General features: G+C 72.0%; 23 protein-coding genes and 1 pseudogene. 17 read left to right on the top strand and 7 right to left on the bottom strand.

Features of this window, described 5'->3' with window-relative positions; genetic code table 11:
• The first annotated feature begins 77 nt into the window (after nucleotides 1-77).
• The 10 genes from ribD (at nucleotide 78) to ACWGJ2_RS21915 (ending at nucleotide 9,281) form a co-directional block, all read left to right on the top strand.
• Nucleotides 78-1,247, top strand: a complete 1,170-nt coding sequence (ribD, locus tag ACWGJ2_RS21960; RefSeq protein ID WP_453347887.1) for a bifunctional diaminohydroxyphosphoribosylaminopyrimidine deaminase/5-amino-6-(5-phosphoribosylamino)uracil reductase RibD — start codon at nucleotides 78-80, stop codon at nucleotides 1,245-1,247.
• Complete coding sequence (locus ACWGJ2_RS21955) at nucleotides 1,248-1,883, top strand: riboflavin synthase (RefSeq protein WP_453347850.1); 636 nt, start codon at nucleotides 1,248-1,250, stop codon at nucleotides 1,881-1,883.
• Entirely contained in the window at nucleotides 1,880-2,554 is a 675-nt protein-coding gene (locus ACWGJ2_RS21950; protein ID WP_453347849.1) for a nicotinamide mononucleotide transporter family protein, read from the top strand. Before ACWGJ2_RS21955 ends, ACWGJ2_RS21950 begins: the two co-directional genes overlap by 4 nt.
• Nucleotides 2,551-3,879, top strand: a complete 1,329-nt coding sequence (locus ACWGJ2_RS21945) for a bifunctional 3,4-dihydroxy-2-butanone-4-phosphate synthase/GTP cyclohydrolase II (RefSeq protein WP_453347848.1) — start codon at nucleotides 2,551-2,553, stop codon at nucleotides 3,877-3,879. Before ACWGJ2_RS21950 ends, ACWGJ2_RS21945 begins: the two co-directional genes overlap by 4 nt.
• 85 nt (nucleotides 3,880-3,964) lie before the next feature.
• Nucleotides 3,965-4,450, top strand: coding sequence for a 6,7-dimethyl-8-ribityllumazine synthase (gene ribH / locus ACWGJ2_RS21940; protein ID WP_453347847.1), 486 nt, complete (start codon nucleotides 3,965-3,967; stop codon nucleotides 4,448-4,450).
• A gap of 33 nt (nucleotides 4,451-4,483) precedes the next feature.
• The gene (locus tag ACWGJ2_RS21935; RefSeq protein WP_453347846.1) at nucleotides 4,484-4,756 is read left to right on the top strand and encodes a phosphoribosyl-ATP diphosphatase; all 273 of its coding nucleotides are present in this window, start codon (nucleotides 4,484-4,486) and stop codon (nucleotides 4,754-4,756) included.
• A gap of 120 nt (nucleotides 4,757-4,876) precedes the next feature.
• Nucleotides 4,877-5,725 carry an ATP phosphoribosyltransferase gene (gene hisG / locus ACWGJ2_RS21930; protein ID WP_453347845.1) on the top strand — a complete coding sequence of 283 codons (849 nt, stop codon included), beginning with the start codon at nucleotides 4,877-4,879 and terminating at the stop codon, nucleotides 5,723-5,725.
• A gap of 131 nt (nucleotides 5,726-5,856) precedes the next feature.
• Nucleotides 5,857-6,330 carry a PH domain-containing protein gene (locus tag ACWGJ2_RS21925; protein ID WP_453347844.1) on the top strand — a complete coding sequence of 158 codons (474 nt, stop codon included), beginning with the start codon at nucleotides 5,857-5,859 and terminating at the stop codon, nucleotides 6,328-6,330.
• A 231-nt stretch (nucleotides 6,331-6,561) separates the two neighbouring features.
• Nucleotides 6,562-8,031 carry a hemolysin family protein gene (locus ACWGJ2_RS21920; protein ID WP_453347843.1) on the top strand — a complete coding sequence of 490 codons (1,470 nt, stop codon included), beginning with the start codon at nucleotides 6,562-6,564 and terminating at the stop codon, nucleotides 8,029-8,031.
• Complete coding sequence (locus tag ACWGJ2_RS21915; protein ID WP_453347842.1) at nucleotides 8,028-9,281, top strand: hemolysin family protein; 1,254 nt, start codon at nucleotides 8,028-8,030, stop codon at nucleotides 9,279-9,281. Before ACWGJ2_RS21920 ends, ACWGJ2_RS21915 begins: the two co-directional genes overlap by 4 nt.
• Here the strand turns inward: ACWGJ2_RS21915 and ACWGJ2_RS21910 are convergent.
• Complete coding sequence (locus tag ACWGJ2_RS21910) at nucleotides 9,202-11,295, bottom strand: AAA family ATPase (RefSeq protein ID WP_453347886.1); 2,094 nt, start codon at nucleotides 11,293-11,295, stop codon at nucleotides 9,202-9,204. The two genes, ACWGJ2_RS21915 and ACWGJ2_RS21910, sit on opposite strands and share 80 nt — an antisense overlap.
• 465 nt (nucleotides 11,296-11,760) lie before the next feature.
• Nucleotides 11,761-12,396: a uridine kinase family protein gene (locus tag ACWGJ2_RS21905; RefSeq protein WP_453347841.1), complete on the bottom strand. Its 636-nt coding sequence runs from the start codon at nucleotides 12,394-12,396 to the stop codon at nucleotides 11,761-11,763.
• Nucleotides 12,397-12,564: 168 nt separating this feature from the next.
• Between ACWGJ2_RS21905 and ACWGJ2_RS21900 the strand changes: the two genes are divergently transcribed.
• The 3 genes from ACWGJ2_RS21900 (at nucleotide 12,565) to ACWGJ2_RS21890 (ending at nucleotide 16,733) form a co-directional block, all read left to right on the top strand.
• The gene (locus ACWGJ2_RS21900) at nucleotides 12,565-13,971 is read left to right on the top strand and encodes a peptidase C39 family protein (protein WP_453347840.1); all 1,407 of its coding nucleotides are present in this window, start codon (nucleotides 12,565-12,567) and stop codon (nucleotides 13,969-13,971) included.
• A 175-nt stretch (nucleotides 13,972-14,146) separates the two neighbouring features.
• Nucleotides 14,147-15,286, top strand: coding sequence for an NAD(P)/FAD-dependent oxidoreductase (locus ACWGJ2_RS21895; RefSeq protein ID WP_453347839.1), 1,140 nt, complete (start codon nucleotides 14,147-14,149; stop codon nucleotides 15,284-15,286).
• A 187-nt stretch (nucleotides 15,287-15,473) separates the two neighbouring features.
• Nucleotides 15,474-16,733 carry a sensor histidine kinase gene (locus tag ACWGJ2_RS21890; protein WP_453347838.1) on the top strand — a complete coding sequence of 420 codons (1,260 nt, stop codon included), beginning with the start codon at nucleotides 15,474-15,476 and terminating at the stop codon, nucleotides 16,731-16,733.
• A 31-nt stretch (nucleotides 16,734-16,764) separates the two neighbouring features.
• On the opposite strand, the gene ACWGJ2_RS21885 is transcribed toward ACWGJ2_RS21890, so the two are convergent.
• Entirely contained in the window at nucleotides 16,765-19,062 is a 2,298-nt protein-coding gene (locus tag ACWGJ2_RS21885) for an MMPL family transporter (RefSeq protein WP_453347837.1), read from the bottom strand.
• Between the two features lie 414 nt (nucleotides 19,063-19,476).
• Between ACWGJ2_RS21885 and ACWGJ2_RS21880 the strand changes: the two genes are divergently transcribed.
• Nucleotides 19,477-20,184: a response regulator transcription factor gene (locus tag ACWGJ2_RS21880; RefSeq protein ID WP_453347836.1), complete on the top strand. Its 708-nt coding sequence runs from the start codon at nucleotides 19,477-19,479 to the stop codon at nucleotides 20,182-20,184.
• A 48-nt stretch (nucleotides 20,185-20,232) separates the two neighbouring features.
• On the opposite strand, the gene ACWGJ2_RS21875 is transcribed toward ACWGJ2_RS21880, so the two are convergent.
• Nucleotides 20,233-21,237 carry a response regulator gene (locus ACWGJ2_RS21875; protein ID WP_453347835.1) on the bottom strand — a complete coding sequence of 335 codons (1,005 nt, stop codon included), beginning with the start codon at nucleotides 21,235-21,237 and terminating at the stop codon, nucleotides 20,233-20,235.
• A 538-nt stretch (nucleotides 21,238-21,775) separates the two neighbouring features.
• On the opposite strand from ACWGJ2_RS21875, the gene ACWGJ2_RS21870 reads away from it, so the two are divergent.
• Nucleotides 21,776-22,981, top strand: a complete 1,206-nt coding sequence (locus ACWGJ2_RS21870) for a hypothetical protein (protein ID WP_453347834.1) — start codon at nucleotides 21,776-21,778, stop codon at nucleotides 22,979-22,981.
• Between the two features lie 120 nt (nucleotides 22,982-23,101).
• Here ACWGJ2_RS21870 and ACWGJ2_RS21865 read toward each other — a convergent pair whose 3' ends face one another.
• From ACWGJ2_RS21865 to ACWGJ2_RS21855, 3 genes and pseudogenes are all read right to left on the bottom strand, one after another.
• Nucleotides 23,102-23,638 carry an EF-hand domain-containing protein gene (locus ACWGJ2_RS21865; protein ID WP_453347833.1) on the bottom strand — a complete coding sequence of 179 codons (537 nt, stop codon included), beginning with the start codon at nucleotides 23,636-23,638 and terminating at the stop codon, nucleotides 23,102-23,104.
• Between the two features lie 117 nt (nucleotides 23,639-23,755).
• Nucleotides 23,756-24,263: pseudogene (locus tag ACWGJ2_RS21860) on the bottom strand (GNAT family N-acetyltransferase).
• 113 nt (nucleotides 24,264-24,376) lie between these two features.
• The gene (locus ACWGJ2_RS21855) at nucleotides 24,377-24,961 is read right to left on the bottom strand and encodes a TetR/AcrR family transcriptional regulator (protein WP_453347832.1); all 585 of its coding nucleotides are present in this window, start codon (nucleotides 24,959-24,961) and stop codon (nucleotides 24,377-24,379) included.
• A 93-nt stretch (nucleotides 24,962-25,054) separates the two neighbouring features.
• Between ACWGJ2_RS21855 and ACWGJ2_RS21850 the strand changes: the two genes are divergently transcribed.
• Both ACWGJ2_RS21850 and ACWGJ2_RS21845 read left to right on the top strand, forming a co-directional pair.
• Nucleotides 25,055-25,492, top strand: a complete 438-nt coding sequence (locus ACWGJ2_RS21850; RefSeq protein WP_453347831.1) for a tautomerase family protein — start codon at nucleotides 25,055-25,057, stop codon at nucleotides 25,490-25,492.
• Nucleotides 25,485-26,540, top strand: a complete 1,056-nt coding sequence (locus ACWGJ2_RS21845; RefSeq protein ID WP_453347830.1) for a zinc-dependent alcohol dehydrogenase — start codon at nucleotides 25,485-25,487, stop codon at nucleotides 26,538-26,540. Before ACWGJ2_RS21850 ends, ACWGJ2_RS21845 begins: the two co-directional genes overlap by 8 nt.
• Nucleotides 26,541-26,587 lie beyond the last annotated feature (47 nt).

Genomic DNA, 26,587 nt, shown 5'->3' with positions numbered 1-26,587 from the left:
CGTGCCCGCAGAGGCAGGAGGACCCGGTGGCCACCCACGCCGCAGCAGCGACCGCAGATCCGGCCGTACGTGACGCCATGCGCCGAGCCGTCGAACTGGCCGCGCGCGGCCTCGGTTCCACCAGCCCCAACCCCGTCGTCGGCTGCGTCGTGCTGGACGCACAGAACCGGCCCGTCGGCGAGGGCTGGCACCAGCGCGCGGGTGGCCCCCACGCGGAGGTACACGCCCTGGCCGAGGCCGGGGACGACGCACGCGGCGGCACCGCCGTCGTCACCCTCGAACCCTGCAACCACACCGGCCGCACAGGCCCCTGTGCCCAGGCCCTGATCGAGGCCGGGATCGCCCGCGTCGTCTACGCCGTCGCCGATCCCACGCCCGACGCCACGGGCGGAGCGCGCGCCCTCGCCGCCGCGGGCGTCGAGGTCCACGAGGGGCTGCTCGCCGACGAGGCGGCGGCGGGCAACGCCGCCTGGCTCACCGCCGTGACCCGTCGGCGCCCCTTCGTCGTCTGGAAGTACGCGGCCACACTCGACGGCCGCATCGCGGCGGCCGACGGCTCCAGCCGCTGGATCACCTCCGGCGAGGCCCGCGCCGACGTCCACCGGCTGCGGGCCGAGAGCGACGCTGTCGTCGTCGGCTCGGGCACCGCGCGCGCCGACGACCCGCACCTCGCCGTGCGCGGGGTGCCGGGTGCCGAGCAGCCGCTGCGCGTCGTCGTCGACACCGAGGCCACCGCCGTCGTGCCGGGAGCGCGCGTCCTCGACGGCACAGGGCCCACCCTCGTCGCCGTCGCCGAGGACGCCGAGGCCGACGCCGGGGACCTGGCGGGCGCCGAGGTGCTCCGACTGCCGCGCGCGGCGGACGGCAGGGGCGGCCTGGACATTCCCGCACTGCTCACCGCGCTCTACGGGCGCGGCGTGCGCTCCGTCCTGCTGGAGGGCGGCCCCACGCTCGCCGGTGCCTTCGTGGAGGCCCGCGCCGTGGACCGCGTCGTCGGCTATCTCGCGCCCGTGCTGCTGGGGGAGGGCCTGGCGGCGCTCGGCAGCGCCGGAATCAGCACGATCGCCCAGGCGTTGCGGCTGACCATGACGGAGAGCGCGCGCATCGGGCCCGACCTGCGGATCACCGCGGTCCCCGCCGACAGCGCCGCGCCCGCCGGACCCTCCGCCGCGCCCTCCGAGGCGCCCGCCGTCCCTACGCCCACCGTCACCACCACCGCCATCCCCACCGCCACCGAGGAGTCCTGAGTGTTCACCGGAATTGTCGAAGAGCTGGGTGAGGTCGTCGCCATGGAGGACCGCGGTGGCTCCGCGCGCTTCCGGCTGCGCGGCCCCGCCGTCACCGAGGGCGTCAAGCACGGGGACTCCATCGCCGTCAACGGCGTCTGCCTCACCGTGGTCGAGACCGGCGGCGGCGAGTTCACGGCCGACGTCATCGCCGAGACCCTCGGCCGCTCCAGCCTGGGCGCCCTCACCGTCGGCTCCCGCGTCAACCTGGAGCGCCCCATGGCGCTGGGCGGACGGCTCGACGGACACCTCGTCCAGGGCCACGTGGACGGCACCGGCACCCTCGCCGCACGCACCGAGGACGGCACGGTGACGGTCCAGTTGCCGCCGGGGCTGGCCCGCTACATCGTCGAGAAGGGCTCCATCACCGTCGACGGCGTCTCCCTCACCGTCGTGGAGGCCGGTGACGACTACTTCACCATCAGCCTCATCCCCACCACCCTCGCGCTGACCACCCTCGGCATCAAGGACGTGGGCGACCCGGTGAACCTGGAGGTCGACGTCCTCGCCAAGTACGTCGAACGCCTCCTCGGCCGCACGGGGCAGCTCCCGGTCCCTGCCACCGGCGCGACGGAGACGAAGGAAGCGGTCAAGTGAGCGCCCTGGACTGGCTGAACGCCGAGGCGTTCACCGCCTTCGGCCAGCACGTGATCTGGTCCGACATGGTCGGCAACATCGTCGGCCTCGCCGCCCTCGCGCTGGGCTGGCGCCGCTCGGTGCTCACCTGGCCGACCCAGCTCATATCCGGCGTCGTCCTCATCGCCGCCTTCGCCTCGGCCCAGCTCGCGGGCGGCGTCGGCAAGCAGCTCCTCGTCATCGTCGTCGCCCTGTGGGGCTGGCGGCAGTGGACGCGGGGCAGGCAGCAGGCCCAGGACGGCTCGATCGCCGTACGGTTCGCCACCTGGCGCGAGCGCGGACTGCTCGCCGCGGGCACGGCCGTGGGCACCGGGATCGTCGGCGGGCTCTTCACGCTCGTACCGGCGTTGTCCTGGAACCCCTGGCCCGACGCGTACATCTTCGTCGGCACCCTCGCGGCCATGGTCGCGCAGGCACGCGGACTGGTCGAGTTCTGGTTCGCCTGGCTGCTCGTCGACGTGGTCGGCGTCCCGCTCGCCTTCAGCAGCGGGCTCGCCTTCTCCGGATTCGTCTACGTCGTCTACCTCGGCCTCGTCCTGTGGGGGCTGCGCGCCTGGTGGCTGCGCTCCCGCGTCGACGCCGCCGCACGGGGACCCCAGCAGGGTCCCGCAATGGAAGGAGCCGCGGCATGACCGCGCTGCGCAGTTGGTACGGAGCCTACGGAACGGACGAGGCGGAGGAGGCCGAGGAGAGCCTCTCCCTCGACCCCGTCGAGCGTGCCGTCAGCGACATCGCCGCGGGCCGCCCCGTGGTCGTCGTGGACGACGAGAGCCGCGAGAACGAGGGCGATCTCGTCATCGCGGCCGAGATGGCCACGCCCGAGGTCATCGCGTTCATGATGAGCGAGTGCCGCGGCCTCATCTGCACCCCGATGGAGGCGGCCGACCTCGACCGGCTCCGGCTCCCGCAGATGGTCGAGCAGAACACCGAGTCCATGGGCACCGCCTTCACGGTCTCCGTCGACGCCACCCCCGAGCACGGCGTGACCACCGGCATCTCCGCGGCCGACCGCGCCGCCACCATCCGTCTGCTCGCCTCCCCGGACACCGTCCCCGAGGACTTCGTACGGCCGGGACACGCCTTCCCGCTGCGCGCGCGGCCCGGCGGCGTCCTCACCCGTCCGGGGCACACCGAGGCGGGCGTCGACCTGGCGCGGCTGGCCGGGCTGCGCCCCGCGGCGGCCATCGTGGAGATCGCCGGCGAGGACGGCACCATGCTGCGCCTGCCCGAACTGGTGCCCTTCGCGCGCAAGCACGGGCTGTCGATCATCTCCATCGAGGACCTGATCGCCTACCGCAGGAGCGCGGAACCGACCGTGCGCAGGGAAGCGGCCACCCGGCTGCCGACGCGCTACGGCGACTTCCGCGCGTACGGGTACCGCTCCATCGTCGACGGCGTGGAGCACATCGCGCTCGTCGCCGGCGACCTCGGTGCCGACGGCGAGGACGGCGAGGACGTGCTCGTGCGGGTGCACTCCGAGTGCCTGACCGGCGATGTCTTCGGCTCGCAGCGCTGCGACTGCGGCCCCCAGCTCCAGGCGTCACTGGAACGGGTCCAGCAGGAGGGCCGGGGCGTCGTCCTCTATCTGCGCGGGCACGAGGGGCGCGGCATCGGGCTGCTGTCCAAGCTGCGTGCGTACGAGCTCCAGGAGCACGGCCGCGACACGCTCGACGCCAACCTGGAGCTGGGCCTGCCCGCCGACGCGCGCGACTACGCCGCCGCGGCGCAGATCCTCCAGGATCTCGGCGTACGCTCCCTGCGGCTGATGACGAACAATCCGGACAAGGTCTCCGCGCTCGTCCGGTACGGGCTGCGGGTCACAGGACGCGAGCCGATGCCCGTACAGGCCGGGGAGCACAACCTCCGCTACCTGCGTACCAAGCGGGACCGGATGGGCCATGACCTCCCCTGGCTGGACGCGGACCCGGCCTCGGCCTCGGCCTGCGGCAACCAGTGAGCGCCAGGCGCCACCTCTTCTACCCCCCCAGCAGCGATGTACCGAGCACCCGGCGAGGCCGGGAGAACGACCGAGGAGCGAGCGAGTGAGCGGCAAGGGCGCACCCGAACTGTCCATCAAGAACTGCGGTGACCTGCGGGTCGCGGTGATCGCCGCGCAGTGGCACGAGAAGGTCATGGACGGTCTCGTCGACGGCTCCCTGCGCGCCCTGCGCGAGCTGGGCATCGACGAGCCGACGCTGCTGCGCGTCCCCGGCAGCTTCGAGCTGCCCGTCGTCGCCAAGGTCCTCGCGGGCCGCGGCTATGACGCGATCGTGGCCCTCGGCGTCGTCATCCGCGGCGGCACCCCGCACTTCGACTACGTCTGCCAGGGCGTCACGCAGGGCCTGACCCAGGTCTCCGTCGACACCGGTGTCCCCATCGGCTTCGGCGTGCTGACCTGCGACACCGAGCAGCAGGCCCTCGACCGCGCCGGTATCGAGGGCTCGACGGAGGACAAGGGCCACGAGGCGGTGACCGCCGCCGTAGCCACCGCCACCACCCTGCGTACCGTGGCGGAACCCTGGCGCTAGCGGCCCCGTACGACCACGTAGGGTAAGAGGACCATGGCGAACAAGACATTCGAGGAGCTCTTCGCGGAGCTCCAGCAGAAGGCCGCCACCGGCGACCCCATCACCTCCCGTACCGCGGAACTGGTCACCCAGGGCGTGCACTCCATCGGCAAGAAGGTCGTGGAGGAGGCCGCCGAGGTGTGGATGGCCGCGGAGTACGAGGGGGAGGACCGCACCGCCGAGGAGATCTCGCAGCTCCTCTACCACCTCCAGGTGCTGATGGTCGCCCGTGGCATCGAGCTGGACGACGTATACGCTCATCTCTGAGCCGGTCCGCCGTGCCCCGCGCCCGCGCGCACCGGCCCGGCTCCGGTTCGGAAAACCAGAGACGTACAGAGACGTATCCGTCGGATTCGTACCACCCCACACGCAAAGGAAGCTGACCCCATGCTGCGCATCGCCGTCCCCAACAAGGGTTCACTGTCCGAGCCTGCGTCGGCGATGCTCCATGAGGCGGGCTACCGGCAGCGCAAGGACCGCAGGGAACTGGTGCTGGTCGACTCGGAGAACGAGGTCGAGTTCTTCTTCCTCCGCCCCCGCGACATCGCCGTCTACGTGGGCTCGGGCAAGCTCGACATCGGCATCACAGGGCGCGATCTGCTGCTCGACTCCGGCGCCAGTGCCGAGGAGATCCTCCAGCTCGGCTTCGCCGGTTCCACGTTCCGCTACGCGACGCTGCCCGGCACCGCGAAGGACGTGAGCGAGTTCGGCGGCAAGACCGTCGCCACCTCGTTCTCCGGGCTGGTCACCCAGCACCTCGCGGACCACGGCGTCGAGGCGTCCGTCGTGCACCTCGACGGCGCCGTCGAGACCGCGATCCAGCTCGGCGTCGCGGAGATCATCGCCGACGTCGTGGAGACGGGCACCACCCTCCGCAACGCCGGTCTGGAGATCATCAGCGAGCCGATCCTGCACTCCGAGGCCGTGGTGATCCGCGGCTCGGGCGCCGCCGACGACGACCCCAAGGTGCGCCAGTTCCTGCGCCGCATGCAGGGCGTCCTGGTGGCCAGGCGCTACGTGATGATGGACTACGACATCCGCGCCGAGCACCTGGAGAAGGCCGTGGCCCTCACCCCGGGCCTGGAGTCGCCGACGATCTCGCCGCTGCACGACCAGGGCTGGGTCGCCGTCCGCTCCATGGTGCGCACCAAGGAGGCCCAGCGGATCATGGACGACCTCTACGACCTGGGCGCCAGGGCGATCCTCACGACCGGCATCCACGCCTGCCGCCTCTGAGCCGCCGAGCCGCTGAGCCGCTGACGGTTCCCGCCGGTCCGGCGGCCACGAGGCCGCCGGACCCTGGCATCCCCGCCGCACCGGCACCCCGCCGCCACGGCACCCCCGCACCAGGACCCAGGACCCCGGACATGTCGCAAGCGCCTCCTCTCCCCGTCACCTTCCGGCCGACGCGCACCCGCGTCGTCCTCCTCAGCGTCGGTGTCGCCGCCTTCGCCGTCATCACGGCGGTCGCGCTGATCCTCCCGACGCTGAGCCCGGGCGAGAAGTCCAGCTTCGTCTTCACCGGGCTGCTCTTCTTCGGCGTACTGGCCCTCCTCAGCCGCCCCCACGTCACCGCCGACGCGCAGGGGCTCACCGTCGTCAACCTGACGACCAAGCGGCGTCTCGAATGGGCGGAAGTGCTCCGCGTCAACCTCCGGCCCGGCGACCCCTGGGTGTACCTCGACCTCGCCGACGGCACCAGCCTGCCCGCGATGGGCATCCAGCCCGGCATCGCCAAGGAGCAGGCCATCACGGACGCGAAGGCGCTGCGTGCCCTCGCCGAAGAGCACGGCACCCACGGCGAGACGGGCACCTCCGACCCGGACGGCGCGGCGGGCTGACCCGCACCGCCCGAGCCACGCAGGCCCCGGGCCGCGCCGCATACGGAGGCGAGTCGTCCGGCCGGTGCCCCTGCCTTTCGGCCCTTCGACGTGATTAACCTGGTGCGGTCGGCGAACGCCGCGCCCCGCACCCCACAGCGGGCACCTGCGACCCGAGGAGTGACACCCTCCCACGATGGACGGAACGTCCTGTAGTACCCGCGCTGCTTCCCGTCAGAGCGGAGAAGCAGCATGATCCTCCCACTCGTTCTGCTCGGCGCGGCCTTCCTGCTCATCCTGGCCAACGGCTTCTTCGTCGCCGCCGAGTTCGGTCTCGTCACCGTCGAGAAGCCCGAAGCCGAGCGGGCCGCCGCCCAGGGCGACCGCAGAGCCCGAGCCGTCACCGCGGCCCTGCGCGAGCTGTCCTTCCAGCTCTCCGGCACCCAGCTCGGCATCACCCTCACCTCCCTCGTCGTCGGCATGCTGTCCGAACCCGCCCTCGCGCGGCTCCTCCAGGGCCCGCTGACCGCGACGGGACTGCCCGGAGGCGCCGTCTCCGGTGTCGCCATCGCGATCGGGATGCTCACGGCCTCCGCCGTCCAGATGGTCATCGGCGAACTGGTCCCCAAGAACTGGGCCGTCTCCAGACCGCTGGCCGTGGCCCGCTTCGTCGCGGGCCCCCAGCGGCTCTTCACCGGCCTCTTCCGGCCCGTCATCTCCCTGCTCAACGCCGCCGCCAACCGCATCGTCAGCGCCCTGGGCTTCCAGCCGGCCGACGAGCTGGCCTCGGCCCGCAGTCCCGGCGAACTCGTCTCGCTGGCCCGCCACTCGGCGCGCGCGGGCGCCATCGAGCAGGACACGGCCGACCTGTTCGTACGGACGCTCTCGCTCGGCGGGCTGACGGCGCAGCACGTGATGACGCCGCGCGTGCGCGTCAGCGCGCTCCAGACGGCCGCCACGGCGGCGGACGTCCTCAACCTCACCAGGGCGACGGGGCTCTCCCGGTTCCCCGTCTACCGCGAACGCCTGGACGAGATCGTCGGCATGGTCCACCTCAAGGACGCGCTCGCCGTCCCCTCGCACGAGCGGCTGCGTACGCCCGCCTGGCGCATCGCCGTACCGCCCCTCCTCGTTCCCGGGAGCCTCCCCGTCCAGCCGCTGCTGGAGCGGCTGCGGAGCGAGCAGCCCATCGCCGTGGTCGTCGACGAGTACGGCGGCACGGCGGGCGTCGTCACGCTGGAGGACATCGTCGAGGAACTGGTCGGTGAGGTGCGCGACGAGCACGACGGCGAGGACCCGCCCGAACTCGCCCCCGCCGTCCCCGAGCCCGACGGCCGCGCCGCCTGGGACGCCGACGGCGGCTGCCGGGTCGACGCGCTGCGGCGCATCGGCCTGCACGCGCCGGAGGGCCCCTACGAGACGGTGGCAGGACTCGTCGCCGGACTCCTCGGCCGCATCCCCGCGCCCGGTGACGTGGCCGTACTGCCGGGGCCGGGGCCCGGCGGGGCCGACGCGCCGGGCTGGCAGCTCAGGGTGCGGCTGGTGGCGCACCACAGGGCCGAGCGGGTGCGCGTCAGCAGACTGGCGGAGCCGGTCCGCGCGCCCGTCACCGCCGCCTCGGCCGCCTCCCCGGCGCGCGGGCCCGTCGCCGCGACCGGGCCCGGGGCCGGGTCCGGGGCCCGCGTGTCCGTTCCCGCCGCAGAGGAGGCCGCGCTGCGATGAGCGTTCTGCAACTCCTCTTCGCCGCCGTGCTGGTGCTCGGCAACGGGTTCTTCGTCGGCGCCGAGTTCGCCCTCGTCTCCGTGCGGCGCAGCCAGATCGAACCGCTCGCCGCCGAGGGCTCCGCGCGTGCGCGGCGGGTGCTGACCGGTCTTGAGAACCTGCCGCAGATGATGGCGGCGGCGCAGTTCGGCATCACCGTCTGCTCGCTGACCCTCGGCGCCGTCGCCGAGCCGACCCTCGCCCGGCTGCTGGAGCCCGTCTTCCACGTGGCCAGGCTGCCCGAGGCGCTGGTTCACCCGATGGGGTACATCATCGCGCTGGTCGTGGTCGTCTTCTTCCACCTCGTCATCGGCGAGATGGTGCCCAAGAACCTGGCGATGGCCGCCCCCGAGCGCACCGCGCTGTGGCTCAGCCCGGCCCTGGTCGCCTTCGCCCGCGTCACGCGCCCGGTGACGGCCGCTTTCGGCGCCGTGTCCACGCTCATCCTGCGGCTGTTCAAGGTCGAGCCGAGGGACGAGGTCGAGACCGTCTTCACCAGCGAACAGCTCACCCACCTCGTCGCCGACTCCCGGCAGGCGGGCCTGCTGGACCACGAGGAGCACGAGCGCCTCTCCGACGCCCTGGAGCTGGGCACCCGCCCCCTCTCCGACGTCCTCCTCGACACCGGCGCGCTGGTGACCGTCGAACCCGCCGTCACCCCGCGCGAGGTGGAGGAGCTGACGGTGAAGACCGGCTACTCGCGCTTCCCGATCTGCGCCCCAGGGCGCGCGGGAGCGGGCGTCTTCATGGGCTATCTGCACGTCAAGGACGTGCTCGACCTCGACGAGGACGACCGCGCCGTGCCCGCGCACCTGTGGCGGCCCATGGCCACGCTCCGCGCCGAACTCCCCCTGGACGACGCGCTGGGCGCCATGCGCGCCTCCGCCTCCCACCTCGCGACGGTCGCGGACGCGTCGGGCCGGGTGCTGGGGCTGGTGGCGCTGGAGGACGTGCTGGAGAAGCTGGTCGGTGAGGTGCGCGATCCGGCGCACCCGCACTCGGCCGGCGCGTGGCGCGCCGCCGCCTACGGGACCTCCGGCATGCTCAGCGGTACCAGTACCAGTACCAGTACCAGTACCGTGCCGGGCGCGCGGGCACCCGCACCGCTCGGCGCAGCCACTGGCGCTGGTGCTACGTCAGCGGAGGCGGCGGATCCGACCGGGGCCCCTCGGGACCCCTCCCGGACAGCACCTCACCGTACGCCTGCATGAGGTCGGGCAGCCGGAGCGTCGCGAGATCGTCGCGCGACGGCGTGCCCGGATAGCCGGAGAGCCGCAGATCGCGGTACGCGCAGCTCTTCTCGTACAGCGTGCGCAGGAAGCGCCCGTTGCCCAGCTCGTCGATCCAGCCCTGGTCGACGACGTGGCCGCTGATGCTGCGCAGCTCCTCCAGCGACTCCTCGTCCCACACGTCCCCGTTCTCGCCCGCCAGCACCTCGCCGATCGCGGTGAGTTCCAGTGGGCGGTAGCTGGGGAAGTCGACGCGCGTGGTGAACCGGGACGAGAGTCCGGGGTTGGTCGCCAGCAGCCGGTCCATACCCTCCGGATACCCGGCGAGGATGACCACGAGGCGGTCGCGGTTGTCCTCGGCCCGCTTGAGGAGCACTTGGAGTGCTTCGTCGCCGTACGCGTCGCCCTTGCTGTAGCCGGAGTTGGACAGCGCGTACGCCTCGTCGACGAACAGCACCCCGCCGAGCGCCGAGTCGATCAGCTCGTTCGCCTTCACGGCCGTCTGGCCGAGGAACTCGCCGACGAGATCGGCGCGTTGGGCCTCCACCAGGTGATCGCCGCCGAGCAGTCCCAGCGCGTAGAAGGCCCGGCCCAGGATGCGGGCCACCGTCGTCTTGCCGGTGCCGGAGGGCCCGGAGAAGACGAAGTGCCGTTTCGGCGGCTGTACGGGCAGGCCCTGGCTCGCGCGCAGCCGAGCCATGTGGAGCTGCGCCGACAGCGCCCGCACCTGCCGCTTGACGGGCTCCAGGCCCACCATCCGCTCCAGCTCGTCCAGCGCCTGGGCGAGCAGCACGGGGTCCGAGGGGCCCGTGGGCAGCCGGTTCGTGGTGCTGCCGGGGCGGGGCACGAGGCGTGTGCGCACGGCGTCCGTGTCCACCCGCGCGGGCTCGGCCGGGTCGCCGGTGTCCTCCAGGCGCAGCGCGTCGGCGCCGGGGTCCAGTTCGGGGTCGGCGCTCTCGGCCGCGTCGAACGGGTCGGTGTCCAGCGCGTCCTGGCCGGGTCCTGTACCGCTGCCGGGTCCTGTGCCGGTTCCGGGGCGGGGTTCGCCGGTCAGGGGGTCGATCAGGGGCAGGTCGTCGTCGAGCCCGCTCTCCAGGCTGTCCAGCCCGTCCTGCCCTCCCTGGGGACCCTGTCCGCCCTGGCCGCTCTGCCCGCCCTGGCCTGCGCCGCCGCCCGCGCCCGCGAGGGTCACGGCGGTGGCCAGATCGCCGGAATCGCCGATTCCGTCGCCCTCGGCGATGGTGGTCAGCCGGGCCGCTGTGTCCATGAAGGCGGGGTCGATGCGGTGCACGGCGCGGTACAGCGGCAGCGCAGCCGCGCTGCGCCCCGTGCCCTCGCGGGCTCTGGCCAGCCAGTAGCGCAGCTCCTTGCGCTGCGGCTGTTCGCTGCGGCAGCGCATCAGCGCGGCGGCCAGCAGCGGCTCGGCCTGCCCGTACATCTCCAGGCGCACCCGCGCCATCCCGGCGAACAGGCCCGCCTCGATGCCCAGCAGCGGGTCGTCCACCAGGGGTTCGGTGTGCGCGACGAGACGGTCCCAGTCCTTGGCGAGATACGCGCGGCACGCGTGCAGGAAGCGGACCTGCGGATCGGTCTCGACGGGCGGGCAGTCGGCCAAGGCGCGGTCCAGCTCGGCCACATGGCGGCCGTCGAGCCAGTGCGAGGCGTGGGCCAGCAGCAGATCGCGCTCGCTCTCCAGCACCGGCTGCACCCACCAGCCCAGCCAGTACCAGGAGTTGAGGGTGCGGTGGTGGCGGCTGCGCTGCTCGCCGAAGCGTTCACGGTTGTGGTACATGCGCAGCAGCGCCGTGGCGGTGTCCGCACGCAGCGCGTGCAGCCCGAGCCAGGCGTCGGCCATGCCGGGGTCCAGCCGCACGGCGGTGCGGAACTCCTCCTCGGCCTGCGCGTATCCGCCCACCGTGTACGCGTCCACGCCGCGGAGCCAGGCGAGGTCGGCCGGGGCGTGCGGACCTAGGGTGTCGTTCCTGCCGAAGTCCATCACGTCCCCCACGAAACGTCCCCCGTCATCCGCCGACGCGCGTCCGCGTGCCGTCGGATGCGGCGCGGGACGAACATCCGTACTCGGTGCGGGAGTTGGTATCCATTCCTTGATGCTGCCCAGATTCCCGCGCCATTTCGCATCGTACCTGCGGGATCGGCGGCGCCGAAGGGCGGCGTACGGGCGTGATGGGGGAGAGCGCGACGGTCGGATGGGGGAGCGGTGGTGACGGAACGTGAGCGGTCGGCGCCTGCCAGCTTCCGTCGGGGGCGGGCCGTGGGCAGAACGAAGCCCCCGGTCACGGGGGAACAACCGGGGGCTTCGCGTCTGTAGGCAGCCTGTACAGACCGCTTGTTGGAAACGTAATTCCTGTACGGCTCCCGGGTCAAGCCGCTCTTTGGGGCCCATTGGGGGGCATCGCACTACACCACCCAAGAGGTTACCCAACGTCACCGGGAAGGGTGGTCAGGGGCGTCCCGCAGGCCCCTCGCGCACCTCATATCCCTCGGGCCGCTCCCGCACCAGAAAATTCGCATATGGAGACGAGGGGTCATCGGCGAAATGCGTACGTTCGGCGCGCGTCCACCCCTCCCAGAACTCCCTCAACTGTGGACCGTCGCGTCGTCTTCCCCGCCCCCATGCCCGAGACGCGGCCATGTCCATCCACGCCAGCGCCGCCAGTTGGGGGCGCACGGCGCGCCGTCCCGCGCCGACGCCCTCCAGCAGGACGACGGGCGCGGGCGACAGCGCCTGCCACCGGGTGAAGGCGCGGCGCGTCCAGTCGTAGACCTCGTGCCGGGCCTCCTCGCCCCGAGAGAAGGGGGCCAGTACCTGTGCGGACAGGCGCCCGGTCCACCCGAACAGCGCGTCGTGGCTCGCGAGGTCGTCCAGATGGAGCACGGGCGCTCCCCCCAGCTCGACGGCGAGCCGCGCGGCGAACGTCGACTTGCCCGACCCGGCGTGCCCGTCCACGCCGACCAGCCGGACGGGGCCGCACGACGGGCGGAGCCCGCGCAGCAGCGCGGCGAGGCGTGCGGGGGAGACGGGCGGGGCCGTGGGAGCGGGGTGGGTGTGCCGGGCGGGTCGGGCGGGGTGGGTCATCCCTGACAGCGTACGACCCAGGTCATGTCACTGGTCCACACCAATATTGATGGCGCGCCGAGAGAACGCGGCTCTGGCCCGCGGCGGCCCCGAGCGGCGATAGTTGAGGTCTGACGCAATGACGTGCACCTGCCGCAGGCCCGGGAACCGACTGGGGGATCCACCGCCATGAACCGCAGACCCACCACGCGCCGCACCCTGCTGGCCGCCGCCGTCGCCGCGGCGGCCGGCGCCGTGGCAGCGCCCGCCGCCTTCGCGGGCGAAGGCCCCCAGCGCACCGGAGGCACCCTCCCGGGGAAGCCCGGAAAGCCGGGCAAGCCAGGGAAGAAGGGCTCCTACGTGGCGTTCGCCTCCTGGTCCACGTACGAGGACTGGTCGAAGGGGGCCGCCGACGGCACCCGTACGGAGCAGGGCGCACGCCCCGGAATCGTCATCGGCACGCCGAAGGGCACCGTCGACTACAAGGACCCGCACACCAACAAGACGGCCACCTGGGAGTACGCCACCTGGACCAGCCAGCCCCGGACCCCGGCCGTCCCGGCGGGCGAGCTGATCGCCTCCTGGAACGCGCACACCCCCGAGGGCACCTGGATCAGGATCGAGCTGAAGGGCACCTACACCGACGGCACCGAGACGCCGTGGTACACCATGGGCATCTGGACGTCGGGCGACGGCGCCGACGTGCCCCGCCGCACCTCCGTCGACGACCAGAGCGACAACAAGAGCAGCGTCTGGACCGACACCTTCTCCATCGACGACCTGGCGAGCGGCCTGCGGCTCAAGACCTACCGGCTGCGCCTCACCCTCCACCGCGCCCAGGGCGGCGGCAACACCCCCACGGTGTGGCGCCTGGGCGCGATGGCCTCCGACGTGCCCGACCGCTTCGAGGTCCCCGCCTCCAAGCCGGGCCCGGCCACGGGCGTCGAGCTGAAGGTGCCGCGCTACTCGCAGGAGATCCACAAGGGGCAGTACCCGGAGTACGACGGCGGCGGCGAGGCGTGGTGCAGCCCCACCTCCTCGCAGATGATCATCGAGTTCTGGGGGCGCAAGCCCACCAGCGAGGACCTGGCGTGGGTCGACCCCTCCTACGCCGACCCCCAGGTCTGCCACGCGGCCCGCCACACCTTCGACTACCAGTACAACGGCTGCGGCAACTGGCCCTTCAACGCGGCCTACGCCAGCACGTACAAGGACATGCAGGGCGTGGTCACCCGCCTCGACAGCCTCACCCAGGCGGAACGCCTCATCGCGGCCGGTCTGCCGCTGATAACTTCCCAGTCCTTCATCGAGTCCGAACTCGACGGCGCGGGCTACGGCACCGCCGGACACCTGATGACCGTCATCGGCTTCACCAAGTCCGGCGACATCATCGCCAACGACCCCGCCTCCCCGAGCAACGCTGCCGTCCGCCGCGTCTACAAGCGGCGGCAGTGGGAGAACATCTGGCTCCGGACGAAGCGGAAGGACGCGAACGGCGCGGTGAAGAGCGGTACGGGCGGGGTGTGTTACGTCTACTGGCCGGTGGAGGCGTCGGAGAAGCAGCGGCAGGTGCTGAGGGAGTTGGGGATCGCGTAGCGGGGGGCGCTGCCAGGCGGTGGGTGAGATGCCCGTGCCGACCGACCGGGTTCGGCCTGCTCTGACCGCGGTGGTCCTGGTCACCGTTGGTACGTCCCATGTGTGGCCTCCACATTGGCTTTCGGCCAAACTGCTCGTCGCGAGCCCGATTCCCGACTGGTGGGGAGGACGCGGGATGCGCCTTGTGGTGATCGGTGCCGGGATTGTCGGCGCGGCGCTGGCGGATCGGTTGGCGGCCGGAGGCGGGGAGGTGACGGTCATCGACTCCGGGCCGCCCGGCGCGGGTACCAGCCGTAGCTCCATGGCCTGGGTGAACGCCCACAACAAGCAGCCGCGGCACTATTTCGAGCTGAACCGGGCGGGGATGCGCGCGCATGCGCGGTTGGCCGAGGAACTGGGCGGCGACTGGTACCACCCCGCGGACACGATGCAGTGGGCTCCGGATTCCGATCCGGCCGGTATGGCGCATGTGGAAGCGACGGTGACCCGGCTGCGGGAGTGGGGGCAGTCAGCGCGCTGGCTGACCCGCGAGGAGGCCCTGGAAATGGAGCCCGCGTTGGCGCTCCCCGTGGAAGTGCGCAGTGTGGCGCTCTTCGAGGACGAGGCACTGGTCGACGGCGAGCCGCTGGCCCGGCTGCTGGTGGAACGCGCCCGGGAGCGTGGGGCCGTAGTGCGCACGGGTCCTGAGCACGAGGCGATCGGGATCGACACAGAGGGTGGACGCACGCGGGGTGTGCGGCTGGCGGGCGGCGAGCGGTTGCCGGCGGATGTCGTGGTGTGCTGCGCAGGCTGGCGTACACCAGCGGTGGCAGCGCTCGCCGGTGCGTCCGCGCCACTGGTGCCGGGTGAGGAACCGGGTACGGAGGCGCCCACGTTGCTGGCGAGCATCGTCCCGGCTCCCGGTGCCTTGCCGATGGACCGCATGATCCTCGGCCCGGATCTCCATGCCCGCCCGCTGCCAGGAGGTCGCGTCTACTTGGAAGGGCTCGATCTGGAGGTCGATGCCCACACCTCTGCCGAGGTGATCAAGCGGTACTCCCAAGAGCTGCTGGAGCGCGCGAGGCGAACCCTGCCCGGGGTCGCCGAGGGGGCGGAGCTGGAGGAGGGACGCGTGTGCGTCCGGCCGTTGCCCGTCGACGGCTATCCGGTGATCGGGGGGCATGCGCACGAGGGCGTAGAGGGCTTTTACACGGCGGTGATGCACAGCGGCATCACACTGGCCCCGCACGTCGCCGATCTGGCCGCCCGTGAGCTGCTGGACGGCGAGGAGGCCGAGGCACTGGCGCCCTACCGGCCCGCCCGCTTCACGGCCTGAAGACGCCTGGGCCTCGACGGATGAGATGCAGAGACGCTACGACCTGTCGCCGGCCACGCCATCGCGGATCCAGCACAATCGGGTACGACCAGAGATGTACTGCCCGCCCCCGTACAGTCGGCGATGTACGCGGTGAACCCGACTGCGGCCTGACGACCGGCCCTCTCCCCATGGCTAGCCTGATGGCGTGTCCGGCATCGGCATCGTTCCAGCACCGCAGGTTCAGCGGTTTCTCGCCAGGCGACCGCACCCCCTGGTCCTCCTTGACTTCGCGCTCGCCGCCCTGCTGTGCGTCGGTCTGCTCGTGGCCGACGCCCGCAGCGGCGCCCACCGTGCCGTCGACGGCGAGTTTGCGCTGCGGACCGCGGGTATCGTCCTCGCCGCTCTCGCCGTCGCTGCCCGTCGGCTCTGTCCGCGCGCGTCGTTCGCCGCGGCCTCGCTCTGCGCCTTCGTGGTCGCCGCGCTCGGCGGCGCACCGCAGGTCTCGGTCTGTGTCGCCCTCACCGCCTACACCACCGCGGAGAGGGCGGAATGCGTGTTCTGGTGGGTTCGCCCCGGTGCGGCCGGCCTGCTGATGGCCGCCGGGGTCGGCATCGGACGTGTCTCGTCGAGCTGGCTGGCCGTGCTCGTCGCCAACGTCGCGATCATCTGCGTCGGCTGGTTCGCCGGACTCGCCGCCCGGGAACACCGGAACAGGGTCATCGCCACTGCCGAGCAGGAGGCCGAACGCGAACGCCGGCATGCCGCCCGCGTCCGTCAGGCTGCCATCGACGAACGCCTGGTCATCGCCCGTGAACTGCACGACATCGTCGCGCACTCGATGAGCCTCATCGCCGTACGCGCCGGTGTCGCGCGTGTGGTCATGGAGAGCGATCCGGCCCAGGTGGCGGAGACCCTCGGCATCGTCGAGACCACCACCCGCCAGGCCCTCCACGAGATGCGGCTGCTCGTCGAGGTACTGCGCCACGAGCACGCCGTCGACCCCGCGCTCACCCCCACTCCCGGGCTGGCCGACACGGCCGCGCTGGCACACCAGATCCGCAGCGCCGGTGTCGATGTGCGCCTCGCCGTCCGCGGTACGGCCCGCCCGCTCCCCGCCGCGGTGGACCTGTCGGCGTATCGCATCGCGCAGGAAGCCCTCACCAACGTCGTACGCCACGCCGGGCCGACCCAGGCCACCCTCCGCATCGAGTACCGCACCGAGGACGTGGTCATCGAAGTCACCGACAGCGGGCCCTCCGCGCCGCACCGCCGGAAGGACCCCGTACCCCGCTCCGCCGCCGAGCCTGCTACCTCGGCCGGTCACGGGCTGATCGGCATGCGCGAGCGAGCAGCCCTGTTCGACGGCTACCTGCGCGCCGGTCCTCACGGCAGCGGTTTCCGGGTCCAGGCACTGCTGCGTACGGGCGAATCCAGCCCCCATGACCGCCGTCACCACGCCACATGAGCCGGCGGTGCTGCGCGCCCCGGAGTGTGCGTCAGGCACCGCGCTTGTCGGTCTTGTCGGTCTTGTCGGTGAGGCCCGGACCCTGGTCATCGGCCGGGTCGGCCGGGGCCGTGGCGTGGGCCCGTTCGCCGCCGTTCGGCGCGTCGACGGGTGCCTGGACGGGTCCCTCGAGGGAGACGTGGGGCAGGATGCGGTCGATCGCCTTGGGCAGATACCAGTTCCCTCTCCCGAAAGTCTGCATGGCCGCCGGTACGAGAATCGTGCGCACCACCAGGGCATCGAGGAGGACGGCCACGGCCACGCCGAGCCCGAATTCGGCGATGATGCGCATGCCGACGAACATGAAGGCCGTGAACACGCTGATCATGATGATCGCGACAGCCGTGATGATCTGCCCGGTGGCGGCCTGGCCGCGCCGGACGGCGAGGTTGTTGTCGCCGGTGTGGAGCCATTCCTCGTGGATGCGGCTGACCAGGAACACCTCGTAGTCCATCGACAGCCCGAACAGGACGGCCAGCATCATCGGCGGCAGGAACGACTCCACCGGCCCGGCCGGGCCCGCGCCCAGCGCCGACGAGCCCCAGCCCCACTGGAAGACCGCGACCACGATGCCGAACCCGGCACCGGCCGAGAGCAGGTTCATCACCGCCGCGGTGAGCGGGATGAGCACGCTGCGGAACGCGAGCATCAGCAGCAGGCATCCCAGGACGACGACGATGGTGACGAACAGCGGCATCTTGCCGCTCAGCGCGGACGCGAAGTCCTTGTGCACGGCGGTCTGCCCGCCGACGTGGACGGTGAGCCCGTCCTCCTCGTGAGCGGGGATCACCCGGTCGCGCAGCGTGTCGATGAGGTCCGACGTCTGCTCCGACTGCGGGGATGCCGTGGGGACGACCTGCATGGTCCGCACCGTCGCGGCGGGCTTGGCCGGAGGGGTCTGTACGGACGCCACCCCCGGAACGGCCTCGATCTCCTGTCCCAGGCGGGTGAAGTCGGTCGCGGCCTGCTCGGACGGGACCTTCGCCACGAGTTGCAGCGGGCCGTTGTGTCCGGGGCCGAAGCCTCCCCCAGAGCCTCCGGCCTGGGCGGTGCCCCCAGCGAGCAGGTCGTATGCCTGACGTGTGGTGGTGTCGGGCGGGTTGTTGCCCGCGTCGGAGGACCCCAGCCGCATCGAGAAGAACGGGATCACCAGCACCAGCATGACCACGGTCGCCATGACCGTCAGCGGCACCGGCCGCCTCTGCACGAATCCGGCCCACCGGGCCCACCTGCTGGAGACCTGCGCCTCACTCGGCCCTTCACTCTTGAGCCGGGCGCGTTGACGGCGGCTGAGCACCCGCGTCCCGAACACCGCGAACAGGGCCGGCAGCAGGGTCACGGCGACCACGATGGCGAACACCACCATGATCGCCGCCGACAGTCCGATCCCGGACAGGAGGCTGAACCCGAGCATGAGCAGACCGAGCATCGCGACCGCGACCGTACCGCCGGCGAAGACGACCGCCCGGCCGGAGGTGTCCATGGCCGCCACGGTCGCTTCCTGCGGGCCGAGTCCGGCCCGGATGCCGTTGCGGTAGCGGGCGACGATGAACAGCGCGTAGTCGATGCCGACGCCGAGACCGATGAACGCGGCGATGATCGGGGCGGTGCTGGGGACGCTCATCACCTGGGTGAGCAGGTCGATCGAGAAGATCGCGCTGCCCAGCGCGAGGATCGCGGCGATGAGAGGGATGGCCATCGCCACCAAGGACCCGAACGCGAACAGCATGACGATCGCCGCGGCCAGGATGCCGATCAGTTCGCTGCTCGATGTCGAGGGCCTCTCCAGTTCCCCGATCGCTGCCCCTCCGAACTCCACTTGCAGGGTGTCGCTGCGCAGTTCCGATCCCCGGTCCACGACCCGCTGGATGTTCTCGGCGTCCAGGCTCTGGCTCTGTTCGGTGAAGGTGACCGTCGCGTAGGCGGTCTCGCCGTCGCGGCCGATCTGCGCCGCCCCTTTCGGTCCGAACGGGCCGGCCACCGCGCCGACTTCGGGCACCTCAGCCACTTGGGCGAGCATCCGGTTCACGTCGGCCTTGACGGCCGGGTCGGTCACTCTGCCGGTGGTCGCGTGCAGCACGATGGTGCTCGTGTCGCCGGAGGCGCGCTCGGACTGTGTCGCCAGCAGCTCTGCGGCCTTGGTCGATTCGGTGCCGGGCAGGGTGTACTCCTCCGAGAAGGCGGAGCCGCCCGCGGCGTGCACGCCGCCCGCCAGGACGGCGAGGAGCAGCAACCACCCGCCGATGACGATGAACCGGTACCGGAAGCACCACCGCGCGATCCCGCTCATCGGCTTCCGCCCGGGAGCCGGGTCCGATGGTTGTCGAAAAGGAGCACAACTCCGCCCTCGTGACGTAGGTCGGGCTCAGCGCCTCGCCGCGCCGCACGGTCCGCTCGTCCTGTCCCACGGACCTCCCCGCAGCTCAGAGCCTGCCTCCGCGGAGGCCCTGCGTCGTCAGGCCGCGGGCTGGTACGCGCGTCCGGCCAAGGGGGTACGGGCCGTCGGCGTACTGCCCTGGATGTACGCGCGGGTGCGACCGTGACCCGACGTGGCCCGGCCGATCTGACTGACCCGACCGACCCGCCGACGGCCACTCACCGCCGTGCGGCTGCCGCACGGGTCGGCGAGCACGGCCGGGCGTACGGGCCCGGTACGGTGGTTGCCCGCGGCGCACTTACCGACGTCCGCATCCGGAGGCCGGCGATGACGATTCGGGTGGTCATAGCCGACGACCACACCCTCGTACGGGCGGGCTTCAGCGTGCTGGTGAACGCCGAGGCGGAGATGGAGGTCGTCGCCGAGACCAGCACAGGACGCGACACCGTGGCGGTCGGCCGCAGGCACCTGCCCGACATCATCCTGATGGACGTACGGATGCCCGACATGGACGGCATCGAGGCCACCCGGCAGTTGCTCGGCGACCCGGCTACCGAGGCAATCCGGATCGTCATCCTCACCACCTTCGACCTTGACGAGTACGTGTTCGCCGCCCTCAAGGCCGGCGCCAGCGGCTTCCTCCTCAAGGACACCCCGCCCGAGAAGCTGCTCGCGGGAATCCGCACCGTCGCCGACGGCGACGCGCTCCTCGCGCCCAGCGTGACCCGGCGTCTCATCCGTGACTTCGTCAACCGCCCCTTGCTCGACTCCGGAGCCTCGCCCGCCCTGCTCGACCCGCTCACGGAGCGCGAGAGGGAGGTCCTCGTCCACGTGGCCGCAGGACACTCGAACGCCGACATCAGCGCACAGCTCAACATCAGCGTCGCCACCGTCAAGACCCACGTCAGCCGCCTGTTCAGCAAGCTGCAAGCGCACGACCGCGCCCAACTCGTCGTGATCGCCTACGAGACCGGCCTCGTCGAGCAGGTCCGGCGGCGACCGCCCGGCCGGGGCGGCGGGCAGGCCCACTTGTGAGGCTTCCCCCTGACCGTGGGCACCCCCGGTCCGCCTCCCGAGGCGGGGTCATCGGCTGTGGAGGCGGCGTTCGAGGTGGATGCGCGTGAAGACGGCGACCTTCGCGCGGAGCACCCAGGGGTCGAAGGGCTTGCCGATGTAGTCGACCGCCCCTGCGGCGTAGCCCCGTGCGGAGTGTTCGGGGTCGGTGCCCATGGCGGTGAGGAAGATGATGGGGACGTCGCGGTTGCGGTGGCGGCGCTTGATCTGGGCGGCTGTCTCGTAGCCGTCCATCTCGGGCATCTGGACGTCCATGAGGATGACGGCGAAGTCGTCGTGGTCGAGGAGGGCCTTGAGCGCTTCACGGCCGGAGGAGACGGCCACGACCTCCTGGTCGAGGGTCTCCAGTACGGCTGTCATCGCCAGCCGGTTGTCGGGCTGGTCGTCGACGATCAGGATGCGGGGCATCCGCGCGGGCGAGACGACCTGGCCTGCCACGGAGGGAAGGGCCTCCTCCCGCCGTGCGTCCTCCAGGCTCTGCAACTGCCGCTCCAGCAGCGCGCACCGCTCCTCGGCGCGGTCGCGGCGCAGGTCCGCGTCCCGCAGTTCGGCGGTCAGGCGGCCGACTTCCTTCTGGAGGCTGTCGCGTTCCCTGACGAGGTCGGCGATGTCGGGCGCGGCCTCGGTCATGGCCTCGACGCGGGCCCGTTCCGCGCCCCAGTCCGCTTCGAGCTGATGGAGCCGCACCTCAAGATCGGCGATCCGGTGGCGACGGTCCAGCAAGGCCTCGCCCAGCACGTCCTTTCGGACGGCCGAGGCACGCGAATCGCGGTCGGCCTCGGCGAGCTGCCGCTCCAGCATCGCGACGCCGTGCCGTGGGGAAGGGCTCGCTCTGACGGCGGCCTGATGCAGGGTGCGCAGGAGATCGATGGTCTCCGGCAGCGGGGCGTAACCCCGGTGGGCCGCGACGTCGGTGAGGAGATCGGTGACCACCTCCCAGGGCGGCACGCGGGTGCCGTTGAGGTAGCGGGAGAGGGAGCCCGCGTCGCGGCCCAGACGGGACGTTGAAGACACCCCGTAGGACAGGCACCCGGGCCTCGCTCTTCGAGAGCGCCGCGTCTTGACGCGGTCAGCATGGCGGGAGCAGGTCGCGTTGCGCTCATGTATCCCGCGGTGCGGCAACACCCTGTGCGAGCGCCCGACTTCAGCACCCCGCGCAACCTCGCGGAATCCCCGTCAGCCGACGCGTGATCCGGCGTGTGTTGCCGGTTGCCGGGCAACACACGGCCTCCACCGATCGGGCGACGCACGGCCTTCATCCATGCCGACGCGCCCTGACCGTGTCCGGAGGCGCCGTGTTCCGGCCCGGAACGGGTCTTCACGTTCCGCTTGTTGACGCCCCCGCCGGTCGTTGCCACACTCACGGCCCGCACGAGACAGCGCCCGCCACCGTTCCCCCGCACTGCCCGGCACCGTCGCGCTCCACGTTCTCCCAGGTCATGCACACCCTGGATGTGAATCGATTCAGTCGAATCCGTTTCGACTCTCCGGGCGGCACGCGCGGCGGACGGCGGCGGCACCTCGAACCATGACCCGCAAAGGGGAAGACACGATGAGACGCAGACCTGCCACACCCCTCCGCCGCCGGAGCGGCTTCGCCGCCGCCGCTGTCAGCGCCCTGCTCGCCGCGGGCGCCCTGGCCGCCCCCACGGGCGCAGCCGCCGGGCAGCCGACGTCCGCTGCCGCCGCTCCGCGACAGGAGCTGGCGGCGTGCGGCGACGGTTCGTACCAGGCGGAGGCCGTCCTGAACGGCAGCACATGGACAGCGCGGCGCGGCAGCGGCGTCGTGTACACCGGCACCGACATGCGCGCCGCCATGCAGGCGGCCATCGGCAGCCTGACGGCGGGCCGCACCTCGAAGGAGCGGGTCGTCGTGCGCGGTTCGGGCTCCATCAGCGCGGGTTCCAGGGTGTCCCTGCCGAGCTATACGGTGCTCGACGTCTGCGGCACCATCAATGTGACCGGCAGCGGTTCCGGCGACCAGGCGCCCGTCTACTCCCGCGGCACCCGGGACATCGAGGTCCAGCATCTGAACGTCACCGGGGTGCCGCTGTACGGGATCTTCATGCGGAACGTGCAGAACGTCGTCCTCGGCCAGATCGACATGCGGCTCTCCCGCGGGCTGGGTGTCCGGATCGACAACCGCGGCGACACCAGCCAGTGGACGAGGAACGTCCGCATCGACAACGTGTACGTCTCGGGGGCGAGCAGCCACGCGGTGGAGACGTACGGCGTCGACGGCCTCACCGTCGGCACGGTGACGGCCCGCAACGTCGGCGAGTCCGGCCTGCTGCTGAACCAGACCATCAACGCCACCGTCACCAAGGTCGACGCCGACGGCGCGGGCACCGGCACCGGATACGCGGCGTTCCGGATGGCCAACAGGAACGGCCGGGTGGGCAGCGGCTATCCCGTCAACATCAGGGTCGGCGAGGTCGTCGCGCGCGGCGGCGGGCGCGGTGTCTTCTGCGTCTCCGAGAGCGGGGGCGCGGTCATCGACCGGGTGAACATCTCCAACACCGGCAACAACTCGGTCCTGATCGAGAACTGCTACAACGTGAACCTCGCGGCGCAGGGCGGCAGCGTGACGGGCGGCGGCGACATCCGGCTCGCCGCGCGTTCGGAGTTCCCCAACAACTCGGACATCACCGTCCAGAACCTCACGGTGACGAACTCCGCCATCAACGAGAACCCCTGCGGGACCAACACGACGTTCCGCAACAACACCCTGGTCAACAGCAGTCAGAACATCTGCTGAGACGGGGTGCCCGCCCGGCCGGGCACCCCGCGCCGACGGCCCCGCGGACCGCTCTCCTCTCCGGTCCGCGGGGCCGTTCCACGCCTGCCCGTCCCGAGGGGCGGGCGCCTGGGCGACGGCTCAGGGCCGGGCGTCGAGCACCGGCCGCCCGGTGCCGTGTGCCGTGCCGTACGCCGCGGCCATGGGGGAGTCACCCATGGTGACGAAGTCCCGGATGCCCGTCAGATAGGTGTCGCGGTCGATCAGCCCGTCCCGATCGGCGTCGAGAGCGTCGAATGCCGCGGCGGCGTCCGTTTCGGTGTTGCCGGCCGCCGTGCGCAGGCGGGTGAACTCGTCGCGGTTCAGGAGCCCGTCGGCATCGGTGTCGGCGATGTCGAACATGGAGCCCAACGCGGGCCGGCAGGCGCGTTCGAACGCGTCAGGGCCCACCCATGTGCGGTACTCCTCGAAGGTCACGCGCCCGTCGTGGTCGCCGTCCATGTCCTGGAAGACCGCCTCATGGGCGGCGCGCGAGGCGGCCACGACGGGGTGGTGGGCGTCGCGGCCCAGGGCGGAGGCCACGCGGTCGACGCGCGCGAGGTATTCCGCACGGGTGATGGCGCCGTCGCCGTCGGCGTCCAGGATGGCGAAGATGCGGTGCTGCGGTGAGTCGGACACTGTGCTGTCTCCCGGCTGTTCCACGGATGTGCCACGTCAAGTTATCCGCGAAACAGGCGGAAGGCTCACATATGGGGGAGAGCGGGCGGGTGTGTCCGGACTCCGTGGCACGGAGGGCTATGGGCTTCCGGGGCTCAGATCGCGCTGGTACCAGGTGCCCTTCTTGCCCCCCCCCGAGGCCGGTCGGCCCGGCCGGGGTGACCGGGAGGAACCCGGCCTTGACCAGCACCTTCTGGGATGCGGTGTTCTCGTGGGCGGTGGCCGCCCGCAGTGTGCTCAGCCCGTACCGCGTCGCCGCCGGTCGGCACAGCTCCCGTACGGTCGCGGTCGCCGGACCGCGCCCGGCGGCGTGCTGGGCGACGCGGTAGCCGACTTCGGCGGCACCGTCCTCGAAGTCGTACAGGTTGAACCGGCCCAGCACCGAGCCGTCCTCGGCGGCGAGCACGTGGAAGGCGCAGCTGCCCGCCTCCTGCTCGGCCAGCAAGGCGTGGTACCTGCCGGGGAACCGGTCGAAGCAGGCGTCGCCGCGGTCGGAGACCGAAGCGGCGAAGTAGGCGCGGGTCGCCAGCTCGAAAGCCAGGACCGCCGGGGCATGGCCAGCATGCAGCCGTATCAGCTCGGGCACCGCCCGACCCCGACCGGGCTGTGCGCCGAGGACATCTGAGTTCCCGTCAGCGGTTGTGGGCCATCGGGATCAGCGGGGCGGGTGCGGATTCTCGGGCCCCCCGGCCAGCCCCGTCAGTCACCCACGGCGACGGCGATGAGGGCCTGGAGCTGTTCGGCGGTGTGGTCGAGGGGCTGGGTGCTGCGCTTGGCGCGGCACATCGCCACCGTGCCCTCGACGGCGGCGACGACGAGCGTGGCGAGCTGCGCGGCCTGCCGGGCTTCGGCGCCGTGTTCCCGCAGGGAGGCGGCGAGCAGCGTCTCCCACTGTGCGAAGACCTCGGCCGCGGCTGCCAGTGCGGGCGGGACCTCGTCGGCCGGGGGCTCCTCGATGGCGACCGCCAGGACCGGGCAGCCCGCGTGGAAGTCGCTCTCCACGACGACCCGGCGCCACAGCTCCAGGAAGGCGCTGAGCCCCGCGGCCGGACCGGCTTCCAGTTCCTTGCGCAGCCTCCGGGCCACCCAGTCGCCGGTGTAGCGGACGGCCTCGTCGGCCAACTGCCGCTTGCCCTCGGGGAAGTAGTGGTAGGTCGAGCCGAGCGGCGCCTCGGCGTGCTTGGCCATCTCCCTGATGCTCGTGGCGCTCAGTCCGCGCCGGCTGATCATGTCGGCGGCTCCGGCCACGATCCGCTCGCGCGACGGCGCACTGCGCTCGGCCACTGGTGTGCTCCCATCCGGCCTCCGGCCGCTGGCTATAACGACCGTCATAGTCTACCGTGATCCGCGTCTATAACGATCGTCATAGGAGCTGCCATGCCCATGATCCGGTTGACCGTGCCCGCCGAAGCCCTGACCGACGAGGGCCGCACCACCGTTCAGCGCGACCTCGCGGCCGTGCTGCTGCGCTGGGAGGGGGCACCCGACACCGCCTTCTTCCGCGCCCAGGCGTGGAGCTACCTCGTCGAACTCCCCGCGGGCGCCCAGCGGACCGCCGAGGACGACGCGCCCCGCTTCCTCGTGGAGGCGACGGTGCCGGCGGGGGCGCTGTCCGAGCGGCGCAAGGCCGGACTCGTCGAGGACGCGACGCGCACGGTGCTGGCCGCCGCAGGACTCGCCGCTGACGACGCGACGCGGGTGTGGGTGCTGGTGCACGAGCAGCCCGACGGAACCTGGGGCGCGGGCGGCTCCGTCATCCGCTACGCCGACCTCGTCGCGCTGGCGCGGCAGGGCAAGGAGCAGGCCGATGCGTGAGCTGACGTACGTCGCCCGCCGTACGGTCGAGTGGCGAGAGGCCCCGGAGCCCAAGGTCCGGTCAGGCCAGGAGGCGATCGTCGCACCGGTCGCCGCGACCTCCTGCGACGTGGACTCCGCGATCCTGGCCGGACACGGCTTCATCGACCCGCCGTTCGCCCTCGGGCACGAGTGTGTCGCCCGGGTGGCCGACGTCGGCGACGCCGTCACCACCGTGACGCCCGGCGAACTCGTCGTCGTGCCCTGGTCGATCAGCTGCGGCACCTGCGACAACTGCCGTACGGGACTGACCGCCCACTGCGCCTCCGTCCCGCACATGGCCATGTACGGCGCGCCGGTCGGCGGCAGTTGGGGCGGCCTCTTCTCCGACCTGGTCCGCGTGCCCTGCGCGGACGCGATGCTGGTGCCCCTCCCCACCGGCCTCGACCCCGTGGCCATGGCCTCGGCGAGCGACAACTGGTCCCTGTCCTGGCGCCTGGTCGCGCCGCACCTGAGGGCGCGCGCCGGTGCCCGGGTGCTGGTCGTGGCCCGGGGCAGCATCGGCCTGTACGTGTGCGACATCGCCCGCGCCCTCGGCGCCTCCGACGTCCTCTACGTCGATCCCGACCCCGGGCACCGCGAGCTCGCCGAGAGCTTCGGGGCACGCACCGCCGGGACGATCGAACCCGTCCGGCACGGCTTCGACATCGCCGTCGAGGCCACCGGCCGCGTCGACCAGCTCTCCCTCGCCGTCCGGTCCCTCGCCCCCGAGGGCATCTGCGAATCGGCCGGCAACCACTTCCGCGCCGGCGAACTGCCCCTGCTCGACATGTACCTCACCGGCGTCACCCTGCGCATCGCCCGCGACAACGTCCGCGCCCACATCCCCGAAGCCCTCGCACTCGCCGCCTCCGGCGCCGTCGCGCCCGAACGCGTCGTCTCCCACGTCCTCGACTGGGAGCAGCTCCCCGGCGCCCTGCCGGAGAAGCACCTCAAGCCCGTCTTCGTGCACGACGGCCTTCCGCCCCAGGGCTTCAGCGGGCGAGGATCCCGAGCTGTCGGAGCATGATGTTGACGCCCCAGTAGTCGATCTCCTGGCGGATGCGGCCGGCGTCG

It is taken from the genome of Streptomyces sp. NPDC054796, assembly GCF_053611545.1.
Note: the sequence above shows the minus strand (reverse complement) of the source record. Positions and strands in the feature narration are given on the sequence as shown.